The 20,100-nt window shown below is 50.1% G+C and carries 17 protein-coding genes; 5 read left to right on the forward strand and 12 right to left on the reverse strand.

The genetic code is table 11. The annotated features are described in order from the left end of the window. Positions 1–69: 69 nt before the first annotated feature. Positions 70–546, forward strand: a complete 477-nt coding sequence (locus FN037_RS04600; RefSeq protein ID WP_138360608.1) for a kinase inhibitor — start codon at positions 70–72, stop codon at positions 544–546. A gap of 169 nt (positions 547–715) precedes the next feature. Here FN037_RS04600 and hutH read toward each other — a convergent pair whose 3' ends face one another. Beyond that, positions 716–2,251 (reverse strand): histidine ammonia-lyase, encoded by a 1,536-nt coding sequence (gene hutH / locus FN037_RS04605; protein WP_142501637.1) that lies wholly within the window; start codon positions 2,249–2,251, stop codon positions 716–718. Between the two features lie 792 nt (positions 2,252–3,043). Between hutH and FN037_RS04610 the strand changes: the two genes are divergently transcribed. After that, positions 3,044–4,327 carry a putative acyl-CoA thioester hydrolase gene (locus FN037_RS04610; RefSeq protein WP_142501638.1) on the forward strand — a complete coding sequence of 428 codons (1,284 nt, stop codon included), beginning with the start codon at positions 3,044–3,046 and terminating at the stop codon, positions 4,325–4,327. A 308-nt stretch (positions 4,328–4,635) separates the two neighbouring features. On the opposite strand, the gene FN037_RS04615 is transcribed toward FN037_RS04610, so the two are convergent. The 7 genes from FN037_RS04615 to pgl form a co-directional block, all read right to left on the reverse strand. Continuing rightward, complete coding sequence (locus FN037_RS04615) at positions 4,636–5,313, reverse strand: hypothetical protein (RefSeq protein ID WP_138360614.1); 678 nt, start codon at positions 5,311–5,313, stop codon at positions 4,636–4,638. A gap of 14 nt (positions 5,314–5,327) precedes the next feature. Further along, the gene (locus tag FN037_RS04620; RefSeq protein WP_138360615.1) at positions 5,328–6,053 is read right to left on the reverse strand and encodes a molecular chaperone; all 726 of its coding nucleotides are present in this window, start codon (positions 6,051–6,053) and stop codon (positions 5,328–5,330) included. A gap of 23 nt (positions 6,054–6,076) precedes the next feature. Then, positions 6,077–7,165 (reverse strand): fimbrial protein, encoded by a 1,089-nt coding sequence (locus tag FN037_RS04625; RefSeq protein WP_138360616.1) that lies wholly within the window; start codon positions 7,163–7,165, stop codon positions 6,077–6,079. Between the two features lie 15 nt (positions 7,166–7,180). After that, the gene (locus FN037_RS04630) at positions 7,181–9,724 is read right to left on the reverse strand and encodes a fimbria/pilus outer membrane usher protein (protein WP_138360617.1); all 2,544 of its coding nucleotides are present in this window, start codon (positions 9,722–9,724) and stop codon (positions 7,181–7,183) included. Further along, positions 9,699–10,448 (reverse strand): molecular chaperone, encoded by a 750-nt coding sequence (locus FN037_RS04635; protein ID WP_138360618.1) that lies wholly within the window; start codon positions 10,446–10,448, stop codon positions 9,699–9,701. The genes FN037_RS04630 and FN037_RS04635 overlap by 26 nt, the downstream gene beginning before the upstream one ends. A gap of 57 nt (positions 10,449–10,505) precedes the next feature. After that, positions 10,506–11,063, reverse strand: coding sequence for a fimbrial protein (locus tag FN037_RS04640; protein ID WP_138360619.1), 558 nt, complete (start codon positions 11,061–11,063; stop codon positions 10,506–10,508). Positions 11,064–12,610: 1,547 nt separating this feature from the next. Continuing rightward, complete coding sequence (gene pgl / locus FN037_RS04645) at positions 12,611–13,606, reverse strand: 6-phosphogluconolactonase (protein ID WP_138360620.1); 996 nt, start codon at positions 13,604–13,606, stop codon at positions 12,611–12,613. 223 nt (positions 13,607–13,829) lie between these two features. On the opposite strand from pgl, the gene FN037_RS04650 reads away from it, so the two are divergent. Next, positions 13,830–14,648 (forward strand): pyridoxal phosphatase, encoded by an 819-nt coding sequence (locus tag FN037_RS04650; RefSeq protein ID WP_138360621.1) that lies wholly within the window; start codon positions 13,830–13,832, stop codon positions 14,646–14,648. Here FN037_RS04650 and modC read toward each other — a convergent pair whose 3' ends face one another. The 4 genes from modC to FN037_RS04670 form a co-directional block, all read right to left on the reverse strand. Beyond that, positions 14,649–15,710: a molybdenum ABC transporter ATP-binding protein ModC gene (gene modC / locus FN037_RS04655; RefSeq protein ID WP_142501639.1), complete on the reverse strand. Its 1,062-nt coding sequence runs from the start codon at positions 15,708–15,710 to the stop codon at positions 14,649–14,651. It lies immediately after the preceding gene. 2 nt (positions 15,711–15,712) lie between these two features. Further along, the gene (gene modB / locus FN037_RS04660; protein WP_138360623.1) at positions 15,713–16,402 is read right to left on the reverse strand and encodes a molybdate ABC transporter permease subunit; all 690 of its coding nucleotides are present in this window, start codon (positions 16,400–16,402) and stop codon (positions 15,713–15,715) included. Next, complete coding sequence (modA, locus tag FN037_RS04665) at positions 16,402–17,175, reverse strand: molybdate ABC transporter substrate-binding protein (protein ID WP_138360624.1); 774 nt, start codon at positions 17,173–17,175, stop codon at positions 16,402–16,404. Before modA ends, modB begins: the two co-directional genes overlap by 1 nt. A gap of 144 nt (positions 17,176–17,319) precedes the next feature. Continuing rightward, positions 17,320–17,469, reverse strand: coding sequence for an AcrZ family multidrug efflux pump-associated protein (locus FN037_RS04670; protein WP_138360625.1), 150 nt, complete (start codon positions 17,467–17,469; stop codon positions 17,320–17,322). Between the two features lie 153 nt (positions 17,470–17,622). Between FN037_RS04670 and modE the strand changes: the two genes are divergently transcribed. Together modE and modF are read left to right on the forward strand one after the other, a co-directional pair. Further along, positions 17,623–18,411, forward strand: a complete 789-nt coding sequence (modE, locus tag FN037_RS04675) for a molybdenum-dependent transcriptional regulator (protein WP_138360626.1) — start codon at positions 17,623–17,625, stop codon at positions 18,409–18,411. A 67-nt stretch (positions 18,412–18,478) separates the two neighbouring features. Next, the gene (gene modF / locus FN037_RS04680; RefSeq protein ID WP_142501640.1) at positions 18,479–19,954 is read left to right on the forward strand and encodes a molybdate ABC transporter ATP-binding protein ModF; all 1,476 of its coding nucleotides are present in this window, start codon (positions 18,479–18,481) and stop codon (positions 19,952–19,954) included. The last annotated feature ends 146 nt before the right edge of the window (positions 19,955–20,100 follow it).

The following is a 20,100-nucleotide window of genomic DNA, read 5'->3' on the forward strand; positions in this document are numbered from 1 at the left end:
GAGACGGTAATGCCGCAGCTCACGCGCTACACTTTTTTGCTACTCAGTAGATGAATTTGAGGAGAGGCAATGAAACTCATCAGTCATGATTTACAGGACGGCGAGAAGCTGCCCAGCCGTCATGTTTTCAACGGCATGGGCTACGATGGCGACAATATTTCACCACATCTGGCGTGGGATGATGTCCCGGCAGGAACGAAAAGCTTCGTAGTCACCTGCTACGATCCCGATGCGCCAACCGGCTCCGGCTGGTGGCACTGGATTGTGGCGAATCTGCCTGCTGATACCCGCGTTTTACCGCAGGGTGCGGGTTCCGGTCAGGCAGAATTGCCCAGCGGGGCGATTCAGACCCGTACCGATTTTGGTCAGACCGGATACGGCGGCGCAGCGCCGCCGAAAGGTGAAACCCACCGCTATATCTTTACCGTTCATGCGCTGGACGTGGATAAAATTGATGTCGACGAAGGCGCAAGCGGCGCGATGGTGGGCTTTAACGTCCATTTTCACCGTCTCGGCAGCGCATCAATTAGCGCGTTGTTTAGCTAACGATCCTGAAAGCGGCGTGGCTCACCGCGGGCTGCGGCCCATGCAGTTTGCGGGGTTGTAGACCGGGCATATACATGTATCCTGATAGTTTTATCCGGTGCCAAATAGGTATGCAGGGTAACCGGGAGGAAAACGACCTCCCGGCACGGATGCAAAAAACAGGGAAAGTTCAGGGGGAATCGGAAAGCACGGCGGGCAGCAGCCTCGCCAGATGACGCGTCGCCAGAAGTTCAATAGCGGTTTCAATATCCGGAGCGAAGAAACGGTCTTCGGTATAATGGGCGACCTTTTCGCGCAGCAGGCGACGCGCTGTTTCCAGCAGCGGACTGCTGGTCAGTCCTTCACGCATATCCAGCCCCTGTACGGCGGCCAGCCACTCAACCGCCAGCACTCCGCGGGTATTCTCCGCCATCGCCCACAGACGACGACCAGCGGCCGGGGCCATGGAAACGTGGTCCTCCTGGTTGGCGGAGGTCGGCAGGCTATCCACGCTGTGCGGGTGCGCCAGCGCTTTGTTTTCGCTGGCCAGCGCCGCCGCCGTTACCTGAGCGATCATAAAGCCGGAGTTAACGCCGCCATTTTTCACCAGAAACGGCGGCAGTTGCGACATATGGCTGTCCATCATCAGGGCGATTCGCCGCTCCGACAATGACCCTATTTCGGCAATGGCCAGCGCGATATTATCCGCCGCCATCGCCACCGGCTCGGCGTGGAAGTTACCGCCGGAGATCACATCGTTTTCGCTGGCAAAAACCAGCGGATTGTCGGATACCGCATTGGCTTCAATCAGCAGTACCTCCGCCGCCTGGCGAATCTGGGTCAGGCAGGCCCCCATCACCTGCGGCTGACAGCGCAAGGAGTACGGATCCTGCACCTTGCTGCAGTTATGGTGCGATTGTGAAATGGCGCTGTCGTCGGCCAGCAGATGGCGATAGAGCGCTGCGGCGTCAATTTGCCCGCGCTGACCGCGTGCTTCATGAATGCGCGGGTCAAACGGGCGACGCGAGCCAAGCGCCGCTTCAGTGGTTAATGCCCCGCAAACCACCGCGGAAGCAAACAGATCTTCGGCTTCAAACAGACCGCGCAGCGCAAACGCCGTCGAAACCTGGGTGCCGTTAAGCAGCGCCAGCCCCTCCTTCGCCGCAAGACTGATTGGCACAAGCCCGGCCAGGCGTAACGCGTCCATCGCGGGAAGCCATTCACCGCCCCGCACGCGGGCTTTACCTTCGCCAAGCAGGGCTAAAGACATATGCGCCAGCGGCGCGAGATCGCCGGAGGCCCCGACCGAACCTTTCGCCGGGATCCATGGCGTCACGCCCGCGTTAACCAGATCAATCAACGCCTGAATGACGCTCAGGCGAATCCCGGAGAAGCCGCGCGACAGGCTGTTAATTTTCAGCACCATAATCAGGCGCACCAGGTCATCATCCAGCGGTTCGCCAATTCCCGCCGCGTGGGATAGCACCAGCGAACGCTGGAGATTTTCCAGATCTTCAGTAGAAATGCGCGTTTGCGCCAGCAGGCCAAAACCGGTGTTTATACCATACGCGGTTCGGCCTTCCGCCAGAATCGCATTCACACAAGCAACGCTATCATCAATAGCCGCAATAGCGCGTTCGTCGAGGAGGAGCTTCAGTGGCTGACTGTAGACATCGCGCAGTTGCGACAGGCTAAGCTGGCCCGGAATCAATGTTAACGCGTTCATTTAGCATGCTCCTGGATTGCCGCCGACCTCGGAAGAGGCAAACCTTATTTTACTCCGCACTTGATAGCGACAACGTATCCCGCTTCGGCATGGCGCGCGATGCCTGTTGCCAGAGCGTGGTGCAGAACACGGACAGTATTGATTTTGCGACATCGGGGAAACCTCCTGACAATTTACGTTAGGCATACAGATACACATACTTGTATATACAATAGCATGCAAGCCAGGATTTAACAGAGATGATGCATTTTTGTTATATTGCGTCAGCAATCACATTTTACTGATCGTCATAGAGATCAAGACGTAAAAGCAGACGTACATAGCGCCACTGCAGCGTGACAGCTTGACAAACGGAGAATGTGGGAAAGAATGCCGGGCTCGGATCTTGCCGCTGCTGCAATGCACATCGGTAGCGATGGCGGCAGGAACGCATCGCATCCGCAGTACGATTTAGAGCACATATGTTATTTCTTTGTGATCAATCGGCGCGCCGGGGGCTTGCCACTGTGTAAAGAGCGCAACTTTTTTACGCAACATCTTCCCGTTTCGCTTAACTTGGTATAAAACAGCAGGCTTTAAAGGAGTTATACCCGTCATCGTTCGAGTTGCCTGTAAGCCTGGCTGCACTGGTTCCGCCTGGTGGTCGCGTTATCTGCGTACAGCATGCAGAATGAGAGAGCAGATGTCTCTCAACGCAGGCCTGCGCGCCGTGCAAAGACGCCTGAAGCGTTTTTGTCCTGAAACTTGAATGGGTCAGGGTATATCTATTTGACTGATTTTGCCTGGAGCAACATGAACACACTATCCGTTTCCCGCCTGGCGCTGGCCCTGGCCTTTGGCGCGGCGTTGTCCGCCTGTAGCTCAACGCCCGCCGATCAACAGCCCTCAACGCAGACAGCGCCGGGCACGGCTTCTCGTCCCATTTTAACCGCCGATGAAGCAAAAAACTTTTTACCGGCGAGCTATTTCCAGTCACTGGATCCTAACGCAGCGGTCTGGCGTCCGTCTGCAATCAGCCTCCCGGCAAAACCTGACTTTATCGTCGGGCCCGCGGGAACGCCGGGCGTGACCAATACCAGCATTCAGGCGGCGGTGGATGCCGCAATTACTCGCCATTCCAGCCGTCGTCAGTTTATTGCCATCATGCCGGGTGACTATGCCGGCACAGTGTACATTCCGGCCGCTCCTGGCTCCCTGACGCTTTATGGTACTGGCGAAAAGCCCATTGATGTGAAGATCAGCGAAGCAATCGATTCAGAAATGGATCCCGTTTCCTGGCGTCGCCAGATTAATCCGGGCGGAAAATATATGCCGGGTAAACCCGCCTGGTATATGTTCGACAGTTGCCAGAATAAGCGTACCGCCACCGTTGGCGTGATGTGTTCTGCGGTATTATGGTCGCAGAACAATGGGCTACAACTGCAAAACCTGACCATTGCCAACAACCTCGGCGACAGTGTTGACGCGGGAACCCATCAGGCCGTGGCATTACGTAGCGATGGCGATCAGGTACAAATTAACAATGTGAATATCCTTGGCCGACAGAACACTTTTTTTGTGACCAACAGCGGCGTACAAAACCGCCTGCAGGATAATCGTCAGACCCGTACGCTGGTGAGTAATAGCTACATTGAAGGCGACGTCGATATTGTTGCGGGCCGCGGAGCCGTGGTGTTTGATAATACCGATTTCCGCGTTGTGAACTCCCGCACCCAGAAAGAAGCCTATGTGTTCGCGCCGGCCACGCTCAAGAGCGTGACCTACGGTTTCCTGGCGATAAATAGTCGCTTTACCGCTTCCGGTGATAACGTTGCCCAACTGGGGCGCTCTCTGGACGTTGACGGCAACACCAATGGCCAGGTTGTGATTCGCGACAGCGTGATTAACGGGGGTTTTAATGTAGCCAAGCCCTGGGCTGATGCCGTCGGTTCAAATCGCCCGTTTCGTGGGAATACCGGAACGGTGGATGACAAAGGTAACCTGCAACGTAACCTGAATGACACAAACTTCAACCGCATGTGGGAATACAATAACCGCGGCGTGGGAAGCGTTGTTGTCGCAGAACCGAAGCAGTAATATCGCGAATCTGGGGGAGTGTGACTCCCCCTTAATCCCTCCGCGATAAATCAACCTGGCACAGATTCGCGCACGGCTCACAGTCGTGCCTCGCAAATAAGCGTCTGAAATAAACAATCTCCTGTCGCCAACAGCACGGTAATTTGAAATATGACGGATTTAACGCCACGACTGGAGATATAATGTTGCGCAGGAATTGGGGCCAATTCCCAAATATGGGTACGCGCTTTAGCCTGTGTTCCCGATACCGTTCAGTTCCACACGCGATATTGGCGGAAAACCTCAGGATACCGTGTCTCCCTGGACTATCAGACAGACGAACAGCCATGTATCGCGGCATTCTGTTTTGCACGCAACAGCGCCATGGTTCTCAACCGTCTGTATAATGATGGATCTTGTTGCATAATCAGTTTGCGCACTAAGGAGTTCCGTTCTCTATAAATCAGTTTATCACTCACCCTCAATTCCCGAGAGATCTCTTTAATTGACAAACCTTCCAGTAAATGGAAAACAATTTGTTGTTCTCTCAGAGTAAACAAGAAATAATTGTGATACCTTTTTTTGTTTCCCGTGATAATAGAATGACAATGTATCAAAAACAACTCCATTCGCCCTTTAATAACTGAAAGCTCGTTACGTCCTCCCAGATGTAACATTGACGTTTTATCAGGACTGTACATATCGACAAAAAATAAAACGTTACTGAATACAACTCTTTTATCATCCAGCCATTTAGCAGAAAAAATAATATCATTTTCAAAAGGCTTGCTACGTGTTTTACTGGTATCAACAAATCTTAATGAGAAGGGAATAAAATTTACATATTTATCAATGAGATGAAATGGAATATCCTCTTGTAACTCACGTTTTAGTTCAGATGACAAGAGTAATTCTTCAAAAACCGAATGTACCGCAATACCATCATATACATTTTTTGTCAGATAAATAAACTTATAGCGTAGCAATGATGAGTTAAAGCCCAGCATAGTAATATCTCTCATTATTGTAAATTAACACGCTCCACGCCGTAATCATCAATCCAAATAAAAGACTTTATATTTTCATTCACCGCAACTAATTTCCCAAGAGATATATCCAGCGAAGAAAATGGAGAGATAATGCCATCGGAAGGTAAATTCTTTATCTCTTTACCGCTTTGTAATGTAATTTTCGATAAGGTATAATGAAATGGTGATTTATTCTCTATACGAATACACATTTCATTACCACAGTGTACTTTCAATGTTTTAATTTTTTCAATCTCACGCTCAACATCATATTGCGCCAGGGACTGCGGGCGGTAAAATATTTTAATACGCGTGCGAAAGGCCATTTGCAACATGGCCTTGCCCTCTTGAGCATTCGTTTTCTGCGGGATCTCTAATGCATTCAGCCAAAACAACGATTCTTTATTATCAGGTAACGTATTTTGATTATTAATCAACTGGAGCCGCACGACGCGAGAATTATGACCATTCAGTCGGAATATGGGGGGTAAAATCATGAACGGCATCTTAATTGCCTCCGGTTTGTCCATAATATCACCCCGGTCAGTCCATAGTTGCATCAGAACCGCATTATCACCTTCATTCTCAATTTTAAATGATACGTCATGCTCATTTTCATTCAGAATCAGCCGCGTAAAATTAATATATGTTGCTGAGAATGTCGATGAACAAAAGAATAGCAACAACGCGACAGAAAAAAGCTTTGTAAAAAAAATCATAATGCGGTTCCTGATCACAACTTTTATTTATAAATTAACGTAAACGTGACCGCTCCATTAACATTTCCGGAAGACACACTCTCTTCAGTTTGATATAGCCCTGCCCGTAATGGCACTGTATAGGTTGCATTCTCGAGAGAGGGATCATAATCAGTTAACAAATAGGATGTATTAAATGATATCGGTACATCCTGATCATTCAATAACTGAAGACTGACCCCGCTGGCCGTCGATGTCGCACTGCTGGCAAATACTCCCTGAGAGTTATCGATTATCGACGTTGTTGGTGTAAATTGATAACCGATACTGGCTAAACCTGACGGACACTTGGTAAATACCAGTGAAAAATCGGTCCTTGATGTAGTGTAGCCCACGCCCGTGAAACTTGCACGATTGGCTGGTGGAAGTTCCACATTAACATCAGAGGTTGTGCAGGTGCCGCCAGTCGTCGAAATAACCAATCCCCCGGCACGATACTGCGCAATCATATACGTACCACCACCGACAAAGACTGTGCCGCCATAAGTTTGATAATGGCGCATATACATCGGGTCGAAAATAGGGGTAGAACCTGCGGTTAATGTTGTCGCTGTTTTCACAAAGCGGACCTGTACATCAACACCAATATACCATGAATTAGGGCCATCGTAGCTCGCATTAAATAATTGTGAGGGCGTTTGATAAACGCCATTATTAATAGTCAGCGGGTACCAGTCACTGACCTGACCTTTAACGGTATAGCGCCATCGTGCGACATAACCTAAGCCCGTTTTAACCGTCGTGTTATAAACAGTATACGTTTGGCCATCAATCGACATCGTTCCCCAAATCGTGTATGGAGGATAGCCCTGAACCGCCATTGGTATCGCTTGATCCTGATACGCGGTCCTGTGGTTACAGGTCCATGCCGTAGGATCTGATGACGTCAACCAGGTGCCCAGTAGATCCCCTACCGCCGCATCTTTACCCACCTGCACTGTAGTCGAATCAAAAAGTTGATAGTAACCATTGGTTCTCTGGCAGTCGACCCATGTACCATCAGCCCTGGCAAAACCACTCGCTCCAGCGAAGACAAATAAGTACAAAACTAAACTCCGTACTATTTTTATCATTATGCCCTTCTCCTGTTATTGGCAAACCGCATTGGCTTGTGGCAAACCGGTACCTGTTCCTGCCGCTTTAGCAGGAAGTGCGTAAGTGAATGAACATGTCTGGCTACCGTGGTTTCCCCATTTCACATGGAGTTTCCCTGTTTCATTCTTAACTCTAACAAACGCCTGTCCACCTTGTGTGACATAACCGACAGAGTGGTTATTTTCATCCATAATCTCAGAACCGAACGGTAATTCTTCCGAGGGATGGCTTAACGTCAGAAGTAGAGAATGACCAATATCCGTCTTATATTTCATCAATACAACTGCCCCGGCCGTTGGCACAATATTCTGACTGGTCACATCCAGCGAAACATCATTCGATAATCCTTTCGGATCGAGCTCTATAGTATTCTGACGATACGGCGTTAAATAAGGCACTGCGGCTTTACCATAGCGATTTAAACTCAGGCTACTGTTATTGGTTATTCTTGCTCCGGCGGCATTATCCGCTTCGATAATCGCTATCGTATCCCCCATCACAGGCGTGAGTACGATACCACTTTGCCAGGCGACAACACCGCCAGATAAATTCATACCGTATTGTTGATAACCGCTTCCTGCTGAAATGCTGGCCCCGATATTGCTCCAGGGGGATGTCCAGTTGCCACTGACCCCTCCGGTCGTTTTCGTACCCGATTGCTTGTAGCGATCAACACTGCCAAAAGCACTATAGTTATACTGACGATTATTGCCGGCTGTTCCGGCAATGGAGTTTTGAATTCCCCGGTGATCGCGCTCTTGAATATAGGTAGAGTTGAGGTAAGCCGAACGACCGCTTTCCCCAAGCGGTAAAGAGATACCGATGGCAATCTTATTATCCCATTTATCCTTCACCAAATCGCGAGTTCGGCTGGCATTGATATTCAAATTGAAATACTTAAAGGCATTGGTATACCCAAACTGATATTCGGTATCCTGACCACTTCGGTTCCAGTAATTCTGAGTACTGGCACTGATATTAAAGCTTCCCCAGGTATCATTAATCGTTTGCGTCGCACTAATCTGTAAGCGATTTTTACGGTTCACCGTATCATTAAACCAACTACTGCTGCGCTGTTGACCATCACGTAACATCATTGCATCATCAATGCTGTAATAACCTGAACTGGAATAGCGATAGCTGGCCAGAGTGACGTTGGTATTGACAACCGGCAATATTTTAGCAAAAGAAAAACGAATACTTTGCCCTTCACGTTTAATATCATCGCGAAGCGTACTGCGCGCATGAGTAATATCCGTTGAAATCGCCCCAATTGCGGTATTTAAAGCTATACCACCGGCGACTGACTGGTAATTTTCACCTGCCAATATACCGCTATAGCCTGTAATCAGGTTAGTAAAGCCATGACGTAGGGTTCCCATGATAATATCCGGGTCTTCATCAACTACCGTATTACGATAACGTCCCCCCATTAGGGTGTAACGTGTGGTGCCTGGACGTAAAAGTTCGGCAATAGATGCATAGGTCACGGTGAAGCTATGCTCGCTGCCATCGGCCTCTTTTATGGTTACCAGTAAATCGCCCCCCGTACCGGTGGGATACAGATCATCAATGACAAACGCCCCAGGAGGTACGGTTGTTTCATAGATCCGCATACCTCTCTGGCTGACACGAACCAGCGCGTTGGTGTTGGCAATTCCGGTAATTATCGGCGCGTAACCGCGTTGAGAATCCATGTACATACGATCGTCTGACGACATCATCACGCCGCGGAAGCCAATACTATCGAAAACTTGTCCATCGGTAGACGATTCCCCGACAACCAACTTGCTACGTAATGGGACAATCGCGCGTTCGAGATAGGTATTGGCATTGTTATAATCCCAACCTCTCCCTTCGCTCCAGCTAAATGAACCGCGATAACGCAGACGCCAGACATCCCAGTTAATTCCGCCTCTCAGTCCAAGATATTGAGTGGAAAGAGAGTCAGCTCCTGACATTCTGGAGTGGTAAGTGTTATAATCATATTGCAACGTCGCTGCCGGGATCCCGTTATCCCAGAGTTCAGGGCTAACATAACCCCGGGCATGGCGTAATAAGTAGATCTGTGGCGACTGCATATTAATACGTTGCGTCGCTACATCAAAGTTCGCTACCAGGTCCGGATATATCTCTTCAGCACGTACACAAGCATTATCGGCTTTTAATCTTTGGATAATCTCTGGTTTGATTTTATCCAGATCAATTCCTGACAGTGAAACCAGTTTCAGATTAAAACACGGTCTTGCTATCGTTGTTTGACGATCATCTTTATCGAATTTAACATCAACACGCCCCTTCCATTTATCATTAACATAAAGATCGACGGTATAATTTCCGCTGGCAACGGGATTCCCCCGGGAATAAGCACTGACATCAATAGCTGAGCGTAAAAACTCACTATTGAAAATAACCTCATCACTTTGTGGTGCGGCTGCTGCCTGAGAAACAAAAATTGATACAATGACAAACTGTGCTATCAGCGTTAAACCAATCGAAGAGGGATTTTTTTTATTTACTTTGCAATACCTGCTCATTTTTTGTTTCTCCTCCATAATCATTAATCACACTGTAAAACAGAGTGAGACCATCCAGTCTTTCTGATTTTTTAGTAACTAACTGGAGATTCGTCTCTCCCTTAGGTGCAATCATTCGTTGAGGAAAATTCTCAACGGAAGCAACTATCGCAGACTCCTTTGTTCTCCGAACATCAACACTGCTTAATGTAATAAAATAAGGGGAGTCATTTTTAATATTTAACGTGTTACCTTTTCGGTTAAATTTTAGTTTTTTATAGGATTCCAGCGCGCTGTATTCAAGACCAGCCGGGCGATAGAATAGTTTTATTCGCGTGCGAAATGCCAGTTGCAAAAGATTCGTGCCAGCTTCGATCATTTTTGTCGGTTTTGGCGGCACCTCCAGCATATTAAACCAGTACAATGACTCTCTGTCCTGAGGGAGGGAGGCATCAGTGAACATGATCCTCGCTGCCTGTCCTTTATTCGGATCGATGCGCACAACAGGAGGGGTGATAATAAAGGGGACGGTTACCTCACCGGGTCTGGATTTAGGATTGCCATCATCAATCCATAATTGTAATAGATAAGGGTTCTTACCATTATTTTTTAATTGTACAACCGATTCTTTATCTTTCGCATTGAAAATGATGCGCGTTCCGTTAATCGCAACGTCGGCCACCGTTTCAGCAGAGATGAAAAACGATACAATCAAAATTAAACAGTGGGGAATTTTTTTTAACATCAAAGAACCTCATCATTGACAGGAGTAAAAGCATTCGCTTTTACTCCTGTGAATCTATTACTCGTAAACCATGGTGTAATCAACCTGCGTGGTTACAGCGCCGGCGGTTGCTGCTGCTGTTGCATAATATTGCGCATAATAATTCAGAACACCGCTGCCAGAGCTGATATCAACCGGAATATCATTCTGACCAGTCGCTACTGACGCACCAGCAACAATAGCTTCACTATTGGCATTCAACAGTTGGACCTGTACATTGCCCGCAGCATCGCCAGCGGTAGTATCAATATTCAGACGTCCAGTCTCGCTATCAACATAAGTGCCCGGCTCAAAATAGGTGCTTGCAGTATTTAAAGCCGTCCCAGTACAACCGGAAAGTGAAATATTGAACGGTGTTGCACCCGCAGTCGCTCCTGGTGAAGGCAGAGCGGAAACTGAAACTGTCGGTAACGTTACCGTTGCATCAGCGGCACCGCCATCTACAGAGATAGTGCATGTGGTATCGGTAACCTGCCCATTGATAGTAATGGTTCCATCCACAGCAGAAGCGGAAGTTGCCACGACAGAAGACAATGCCAGAGCCAGTGCTGAAATAGCATATTTATAATTACGCATATATAGTTCCCTATTTGGGTTAAGATGTACAACAACACAAAAATGATATTGAAATAACTAACAGCACTTCCTTAATTCCTCAGAAATAAGAAAGTATCAATATCATCTAATTTTCATAACAATAATATACAGCAATTTATTGATACGCAATAATAGGAAAATTCAACCACATTTATATCCTGATAATTTATTTAGGATAAACCCAGGTATCTTATTTATTTATACGTAATATACAAAAAACACACTTTAATAGTTTTTTACTCTGCCATTTTTTACAAAAAAAAATAAATCACTATAATTTTTATTATTTGATCCAGATCAAATATACGGGTATTTATTAACAAAATCCTAACAATTTAGAAGTATTTTTGTACATTTTATAATCAATAAGAATTCATTTTTAGTACATTTAATGTACTTGTTTACTGTTTATTCTCCTTTCCATCAGAAATAGTAGAAATATCGTAAGTGGGACATTATTCACAAGAGTAAAAATACTTTAAAATACATAGAAATAAAAATTTATAATTCACAACACTCCACTAAGAAAGAAAAATCTTAATTCTTCTTAATCGTTGATAAATTATTCGGCGCTACTTGCTTGTTGCATTTTTCATCAGTTAGATTTATTTTCTTATAAACAGATAAATTTCAGCCAGAATGACTATAAAACGTATCATCAAACAACATTCACATTATAAAATCCCATAAAGACCCTGTTTATCAGGTAGATTCAGTATCTGGACATTTATCTATAGTAGAAAAATCCTGGGAAAGTGAACGTAAATGGTGAAAGACGCCATCTGTTTTCCCGCTTTTTCTGCCTGAGCGCATGCACAGACGCCCATCAGATATTGCGCTTGCCGTATGCCCCCCCGTAAATCGCCCAATTGACGAAAGTACTGTTCCCATCAATGCTCCCGTGTATTAACAGCGTATAAAGTACAGCCGTCCGACGCTAAGGCGATCCATAAATCGGCGCGAAAACGATAAGTCAGGGTTCTTTTACGGCAACACTGGCATCACTCGTCGGTGAAAGGATACGCGATGATCTGGTTCAAAGAAGGCGCCGGTCAGGCATTATTTGGCGGGGTTGAGTGAAACGAAGGTCGATACCGCATCGCGGATGACATGCTGATTTACAGAGATGAACAACTATATACTCGCCATACTTCAGGTTGCATGCGTGGTGGCTTCTGAATGACTCGTCTCATCCATGAGACTTGCCCTTACGGGCCGTCGCTTTACGACGTTCAAATCCGTTCCTGACAGATCTGTCATTCCCCCCTGTCACATCACTATCTATGCTCCGGGGAATTGACTCTCTTGCCGTATGATCCGGCCTCTGCCTCATGCCTTCGGTGCCAGCACATACGCTGTGCAAAACGGTTAACCGTCTTGTCCCGCAACTCGCATGATCTAACGTACAGAGACGATTGCATGGAAAGGGCGTACAGTGAGTCAATCACAAAACATTGTTCCTGCCTCTTTCACTTCCCCATTCCCGGAGGCATCCGGTACTGCAATGAGGTTTATCATCTCGTCACTTAGTAGGCGTTCACGACCACCCACATCGGGCCCTGGCCGACGGCATAGCGCCCTTTCTCCTGCAATAGCCCCTGCTCGCCATGAATCTCATACACCGCGATATGATGCGATTTCTGACCGGCGGCAATCAGGTATTTTCCGCTGTGATCGAGGTTGAAGCCACGTGGCTGGGCTTCGGTATTCTGATAGCCTTCAACAGACAGCACGCTACCATCTTCGGAGACGCTGAAGATGGTAATAATGCTGGCGGTACGATCGCAGGCGTAGAGATGACGACCATCCGGGGTCAGGTGAATATCCGCAGCCCAGCGTACATCGCTGAAATCAGGCGGCATCATATCCAGAGTCTGCACACACTCAATTTTGCCATGCAGATCTTTCAGCGCCCAGACATCAACGGAGCTATTCAGCTCATTTACGCAATAACCGTATTGCTGGTTCGGGTGGAACACCATATGACGCGGACCAGCACCTTCAACAGTGGTCACTTCCGCGGGTTCCTGCGCGCTCAGGAAACCATCCTCGCTCAGGGTAAACAGGCAAATACGATCCTGCTTCAACGCTGGCACCCACAGCGTACGATTATCCGGGGAGATGTTTGCTGAATGGCAGCCCTCCAGCCCTTCAACCACGGTCACCGTTTCCCCTGGCAGCCCCTCCACCAGCGGCGTGACGCTGACGCAGCCCGCATTATAAGAGGCACTAAATAAAAAGCGCCCCTGACGATCGGTGGAAATATGCGTCGGGCTGCCCGGCAATGCCGCCTCACCAGCAAAGGTCAGGGCGCCATTATCAGGCGCAATGCGGTAAGCCAGTACGCGAAACTCCGGACGCACGCCAACGTAGAGATACGCTTTGTTCGGGCTCACCACCATCGGCTGCACCTGACCAAATGCATCAACAACCTGCACCAGGGTCAGCTTTCCCTCAGGATCCAGATCCCAGACATGAATCTGTTGGCTTTCCGGGCTGGCGGTATAAACGGTTTGTTTCATGAATGCTCCTTTCCTCACTGCGCATGGAAAATTTATCTTTCACGGCTATAGCTGCCTGAAAAATACACTATGCAAACACACTCTCATTCAAGATACCTCGCGGTAGCTCAAAGGTTAACGTGTATCGGCTCTTTTGGCGGTAGATACTGAAAAGTTTCCCCGAACAGCACAGCGGTGTACCATCAGGGCAAGAAAACTTTTCATCATCAACCGGAAACAACACATGACCTCACGCGTGATTGCCCTGGATTTAGACGGCACGCTATTGACCAGCAAAAAAACTATCCTCCCCGCGTCGCTCGATGCACTGGATCGCGCTAAAAACGCCGGGTACCAGGTGATCATCGTCACCGGTCGACATCACGTCGCTATCCACCCTTTTTATCAGGCACTGGCTCTGGATACACCTGCAATTTGCTGTAATGGCACTTATTTGTATGATTATCATGCAAAAAAGGTTATTGAGTCCGATCCGATGCCGGTAGACAAGGCCCTGAGCCTGACGGAAATGCTCAACGAGCATGATATCCACGGCCTGATGTACGTCGATGACGCCATGCTATACGAGCAGCTCACCGGCCACGTTATCCGTACCACCAACTGGGCGCAGTCTCTCCCCGTCGGGCAGCGTCCGGTATTTACTCAGGTCGACTCGCTGGCGCAGGCCGCGCGCCAGGTTAATGCCGTATGGAAATTCGCCCTCACCGACGAAGATACCGCGAAACTGCAGCATTTCGCCCGGCACGTCGCTCAGACGCTGGGGCTGGAATGCGAATGGTCGTGGCACGATCAGGTTGATATCGCCCGCGCGGGAAACAGTAAAGGCCAACGCCTGGCCAGGTGGATCGCGGCGCAGGGGCTGTCAATGCAGGACGTGGTGGCCTTCGGCGACAACTACAACGACCTCAGCATGCTGGAAGCGGCCGGTACCGGCGTAGCGATGGGCAACGCGGTGGATGAAGTCAAAGCCCGGGCCAACGTGGTGATTGGTGAAAACGAAACCCCCAGTATCGCCGACTACATCAACCGCTATTTGTTGTAATCAGGCGGCTATCGACACGCTTTTAATTTGCGCATACAACGGCTGCCCGGGGGTAATTTGCAGGTCATCGCGGGCCCAGGGGCTGATACGCGCCCACAACGTACGGCCGCTAATTTCCAGCCTGACCTCGACCTGCCCACTGCTTTCAATGCACTGCACCACCCGTGCGGGCAAAATATTGCGAATACTGGTTTGTTGGTGCCCGGGTTGCAGTACCAGAGAGACATCGGAGGCCTGAATACGGATGCGTACCGTTTCTCCTTGCGGCCGGTCAAGCTGATTGACCCAAAGCCGTTGGTCGCCGAGCGCCAGCGCGGTCATCGCATATTGCTGATGCTGCTCGACAACGGTGACATTCAGGATGGTGCTTTGTTGCTCCTGCGATAACCAGGGATGCATCACGCTGCTGCTCCACACCTCTTCCAGATCGCCCAACGCTTTTACTTTCCCCTCTTCCAGTACCAGTACTTTATCCGCCAGATGCTGGATTTCATCCAGCGAGTGGCTGACGTACAGCATCGGGATATGAATTTCGCGCGCCAGACGTTGCAGATAGGGCAACAGCTCGCGCTTACGCGGAATATCCAGCGATGCCAGCGGTTCATCCAGCAGCAGCAATTCCGGTGCAGTGAGCAATGCCCGGCCAATGGCGACTCGCTGCTTTTCGCCACCGGAGAGATCGCCCGGCAAGCGGTCCAGCAGCGGAGCAATACCGAGCAGCTCCACCAGCTTATCGAACTGATCGGTCATATTCTTCGCCATGCCGTATTTCAGATTGCCCCGTACCTTGTAGTGCGGAAACAGGCGGGCATCCTGAAAGACGTAGCCAATGCGGCGTTTTTCAGGAGCCAGACAGATGCGGTTTTCAACATCATTAAGCACTCTGCCGTTAAGCACAATACGCCCCTGCTGAGGACGCGTCAGGCCGCTAATGGCGTTAATCAGTGATGTTTTTCCCGCACCAGACACGCCAAAAATCGCGGTAATACCGCTGGCGGGAAGTGTCTCGCGGATCTGCAGACAGTGGGTGCCCAGCGTCTGGGTAAAATCGAGTTCGAGCATGCTTATTTCCCCGTCCGCTTACGGCTGAGACGGGCCAGCCATTCAGAAATCATCAGCGATATCAGCGCCAGAACAATCGAAATCAAACATAACCGCGCCGCCGCCCCTTCACCGCCGGGGGTCTGAATCAGGGTATACATCGCCGAAGGGATCGTCCGTGTTTCGCCGGGAATATTGGAAACAAAAGTGATGGTTGCGCCAAATTCGCCCAGCGAGCGGGCGAAAGCGAGTACGGTGCCGACGATAATACCGGGCAGCGTCAACGGTAATGTAATGGTGAAAAATACGCGCCAGCGGCCTGCCCCCAGGGTGCGTGCCGCCTGTTCAAGCCTGACATCGACCCCTTCCAGCGCCAGACGAATGGCCCGTACCATCAGGGGAAAAGACATCACCGACGCCGCCAGTACCGCGCCGCGCCAGCTAAATGCGAAACTCAGACCAAACCAGTCATAAAGCCAGCTACCGATAAACCCGCGTCGCCCCATCGCAACCAGCAACAGATAACCCACGACCACCGGCGGTAACACCAGCGGCAGATGGATAACGCTATCGAGCAGCGCCTTACCCGGGAAATTCCGTCGCACCAGCAGCCAGGAAAAGAAGATCCCAAAAGGTAAGCTAAACACCACCGCCAGGGATGAGACTTTCAGGCTCAGCAGTACCGCCTGCCATTCGGGATCGCTTAAGAACATTAGTGAGTAGTAAACCCGTAACGTTTAAAGATTGCAGAAGCTTGTGGTCCTTTCAGATAATCATAAAAGGCGCTTACCGTCGCATTTTTATGCCCGTCGACTATAGCCAGCGGATATTCTACTTTCTTATGAGAATCTTCAGGGAAGGTTCCGACAACTTTTACGCCTTTGCTGGCAACGGCATCAGAGCCATAAACAATGCCCAGCGGGGCTTCGTTACGCTCAACCAGCGCCAGCGCGCCGCGAACGTCTTCCGCCGGCGCCAGTTTAGGCGACAAGGTTTCCCAGGCCCCCAGTTTTTGTAACGCTTCTTTAGCGTAAATGCCAGCAGGCACGTGCTCCGGGTCGCCGACAGCCAGACGGCCACCTTTCAACAAATGGGTCCAGTCGGTTTTATCATTAATGGTGAAAGCTTCCTGGGGGCTGGCTTTCGGCGCAACGACAACCAGGCTATTGCCCAGTAACGTGGTGCGTGAAGCGGTATCGATCGTTTTTTTCCCGACCGCGTAATCCATCCATTTTTGGTCCGCAGAGATGAACAAATCCGCAGGCGCTCCCGCTTCAATTTGTCGCGCCAGTGTAGATGAAGAGGCAAAGGAAGAGACCACGTCTACGTTTTTCTCTTTCTTATACTCTTTCGCAATATCCTGCATCGCGTTAGTGAGCGATGCCGCGGCAAACACCGTGATTTTACCTTCGTCCGCCAGCGCGTGACCAGCAACAGAGAGCGTTAACGCCGCTCCGGCAAAAAAACGTAACCATTGACCTGTCATCTGAAACTCCTGTGGGCTCGTTATGTAGGAGATAATATAACGACAAGTACAGGATTTTCCCAGAGTAAAATTAGGGATAACCAGAAACAGATCAATTGTTGAGAGAAATAAAAACGCCCGACAAAAGCGGGCGCGGGGGAGAAATCAGTGGTTTTGCGGCCTGCTGTCTTTGCGGCCCGCGCCGGAAAGGAAGTTAAAGACTTCACCCAGCCCGTAAATTAACCCCAGGATGACGGCCATCACCACCGGCACCATGACGACAGCAAAAACCAGACTTTTCAATAGCTCTAACATGGTTGGCTCCAGAAAGTAGGAATAGCGCATTGTAACCAATTCGGCAGGAAAAACACGCCCCATTTGTGCGGCACCTCACTGAGTAGTGCGACAGATGCATCTTGCAAGATAGCCGCTATCGGTCACAATACCCTTTTTCATCAGGATATGATTATGCAGGCTGAAATTCTTCTTACCCTCAAGTTACAGCAGCGCCTGTTCGCCGATCCTCGCCGTATCGCCCTGCTGAAACAGATTGACCAGACCGGTTCCATTAGCCAGGGGGCAAAAAACGCGGGTATCAGCTATAAAAGCGCCTGGGATGCAATTAATGAAATGAATCAACTGAGCGAACAGACTCTGGTCGATCGCGCCACTGGCGGTAAAGGCGGCGGTGGCGCGGTTCTCACCCGCTACGGGCGACGACTGATTCAGCTTTACGACCTGCTGGCACAGATTCAGCAGAAAGCGTTCGATGTGCTGAGCGATGATGACGCCCTGCCTCTCGATAGTCTGCTGGCGGCTATTTCGCGTTTTTCTCTGCAAACCAGCGCCCGCAATCAGTGGTTTGGTACCATTACCGGTCGCGACCACCAGCAGGTGCAGCAGCATGTTGAAGTGCTGCTGGCCGACGGGCAAACCCGTTTTAAAGTCGCCATTACCGCACAAAGCGCCGATCGTCTGGGCCTTAATGAAGGCCAGGAAGTCTTAGTGCTGCTGAAAGCGCCGTGGGTTGGCATGACCCGGGATCCTGCGCGAGCTCAACAGGCGGATAATCAACTAACCGGGCGTATCAGCCATATTGAACATGGGCCAGAACAGTGCGAAGTGCTGATGGCGCTCCCGGATGGTCAGAATCTTTGTGCTACCCTTCCGGTGGAACAAACGCGCGAGCTGGCGGAAGGTGTAGAAGCAATCGCCTATTTCAACGCCGATCGTATCATTCTCGCCACCTTGTGCTAACGGCATTGACATTGTGCTTGTGAAGACGTATCCCTGAAGCTCATCGCTGCAAAAAGTGGGATATAAAATGTCATTGTTGCAAATTTCGCAAGGCACGTTTCGCCTGAGCGACACAAAAACGTTAAATATTGAGCACCTCAGCGTGCATGCGGGCGAAAGCTGGGCTTTCGTCGGCAGCAACGGCAGTGGGAAATCGGCCCTCGCCCGGGCGCTGTCCGGCGAACTGACGCTGCCTGGCGGGCAGCGGCAGTGTAACTTTTCCCGCATCACCCGCCTCTCCTTTGAGCAGTTGCAGAAACTGGTCAGCGATGAGTGGCAACGTAACAACACCGATATGCTGAGCCCCGGCGAAGATGATACCGGGCGCACAACAGCGGAAATCATCCAGGATGAGGTTAAGGACGCTTCCCGCTGCGCCCGGCTCGCGGAACAGTTTGGCATCACCGGCCTGTTACCGCGCCGCTTTAAATATCTCTCCACCGGTGAAACGCGCAAAACCCTGCTGTGCCAGGCGCTGATGGGCAACCCTGATCTGCTGATCCTTGATGAGCCGTTCGACGGCCTTGATGTCGCCTCCCGCCAGCAACTGGCGGCGCTGCTGGCAACCCTGAACAGCGAAGGTATCACCCTTGTGCTGGTACTCAATCGTTTCGACGAGATCCCGACGTTCGTACAGTATGCTGGCGTGCTGGCGGATTGTGTCCTTAGCGAAACCGGTGAAAAGCAGGCCCTGCTGCAACAGGCGCTGATTGCTCAACTGGCGCACAGCGAGAAGCTTGACGGCATGGCGTTACCTGAACCGGATGCCCCGGCCGCGCGGCATACGCTGGACGCCAGCGCGCCGCTCATCGTACTCAAAGAGGGTAGGGTCTCTTATAACGACCGTCCGATCATTAACCACCTGAACTGGACGGTAAATCCTGGCGAACACTGGCAGATAGTCGGCCCCAACGGCGCCGGGAAATCAACGCTGCTCAGCCTGGTTACCGGCGATCATCCACAGGGATACAGTAACGACCTGACGCTGTTTGGCCGCCGTCGCGGCAGCGGAGAAACTATCTGGGATATCAAAAAGCATATTGGTTACGTCAGCAGCAGCCTGCACCTGGAGTATCGCGTCAGCACCAACGTGCGCAACGTTATTCTCTCCGGTTACTTCGACTCCATTGGCATCTACCAGGCCGTTTCCGACAAGCAGCATAAGCTGGCGCAAAAATGGCTGGATATTCTGGGCATCGACAAACGCACCGCCGATGCCCCGTTCCACAGTCTCTCATGGGGGCAGCAGCGGCTGGCGCTGATCGTCCGCGCGCTGGTCAAGCACCCTACCCTGCTGATTCTCGATGAGCCGCTACAGGGGCTGGATCCGCTCAACCGCCAACTGGTGCGCCGCTTTGTCGATGTGTTAATTAGCGAAGGGGCGACGCAACTGCTGTTTGTATCCCACCACGCCGAAGACGCCCCGGATTGTATTACTCACCGTCTGGCGTTTATCAGCAGTGGAGACGGTTACACTTACCAGGTCGGTCCACTGGAAAATTAAGCCTGTACAGGGGTCTGCAGATCCCTGGTTTTTTCGGAATAATATCCACACAATAGAGTATCAATCTGTTTTTAAAAGACAAAAAAGAGAATTTCGCAACGCCGCCTTTGAGTGTAAACGATTCCACCAATTTGCCCTGTGTCACA

The organism is Klebsiella sp. 2680, from assembly GCF_900198535.1.
GTDB lineage: Bacteria > Pseudomonadota > Gammaproteobacteria > Enterobacterales > Enterobacteriaceae > Klebsiella > Klebsiella indica.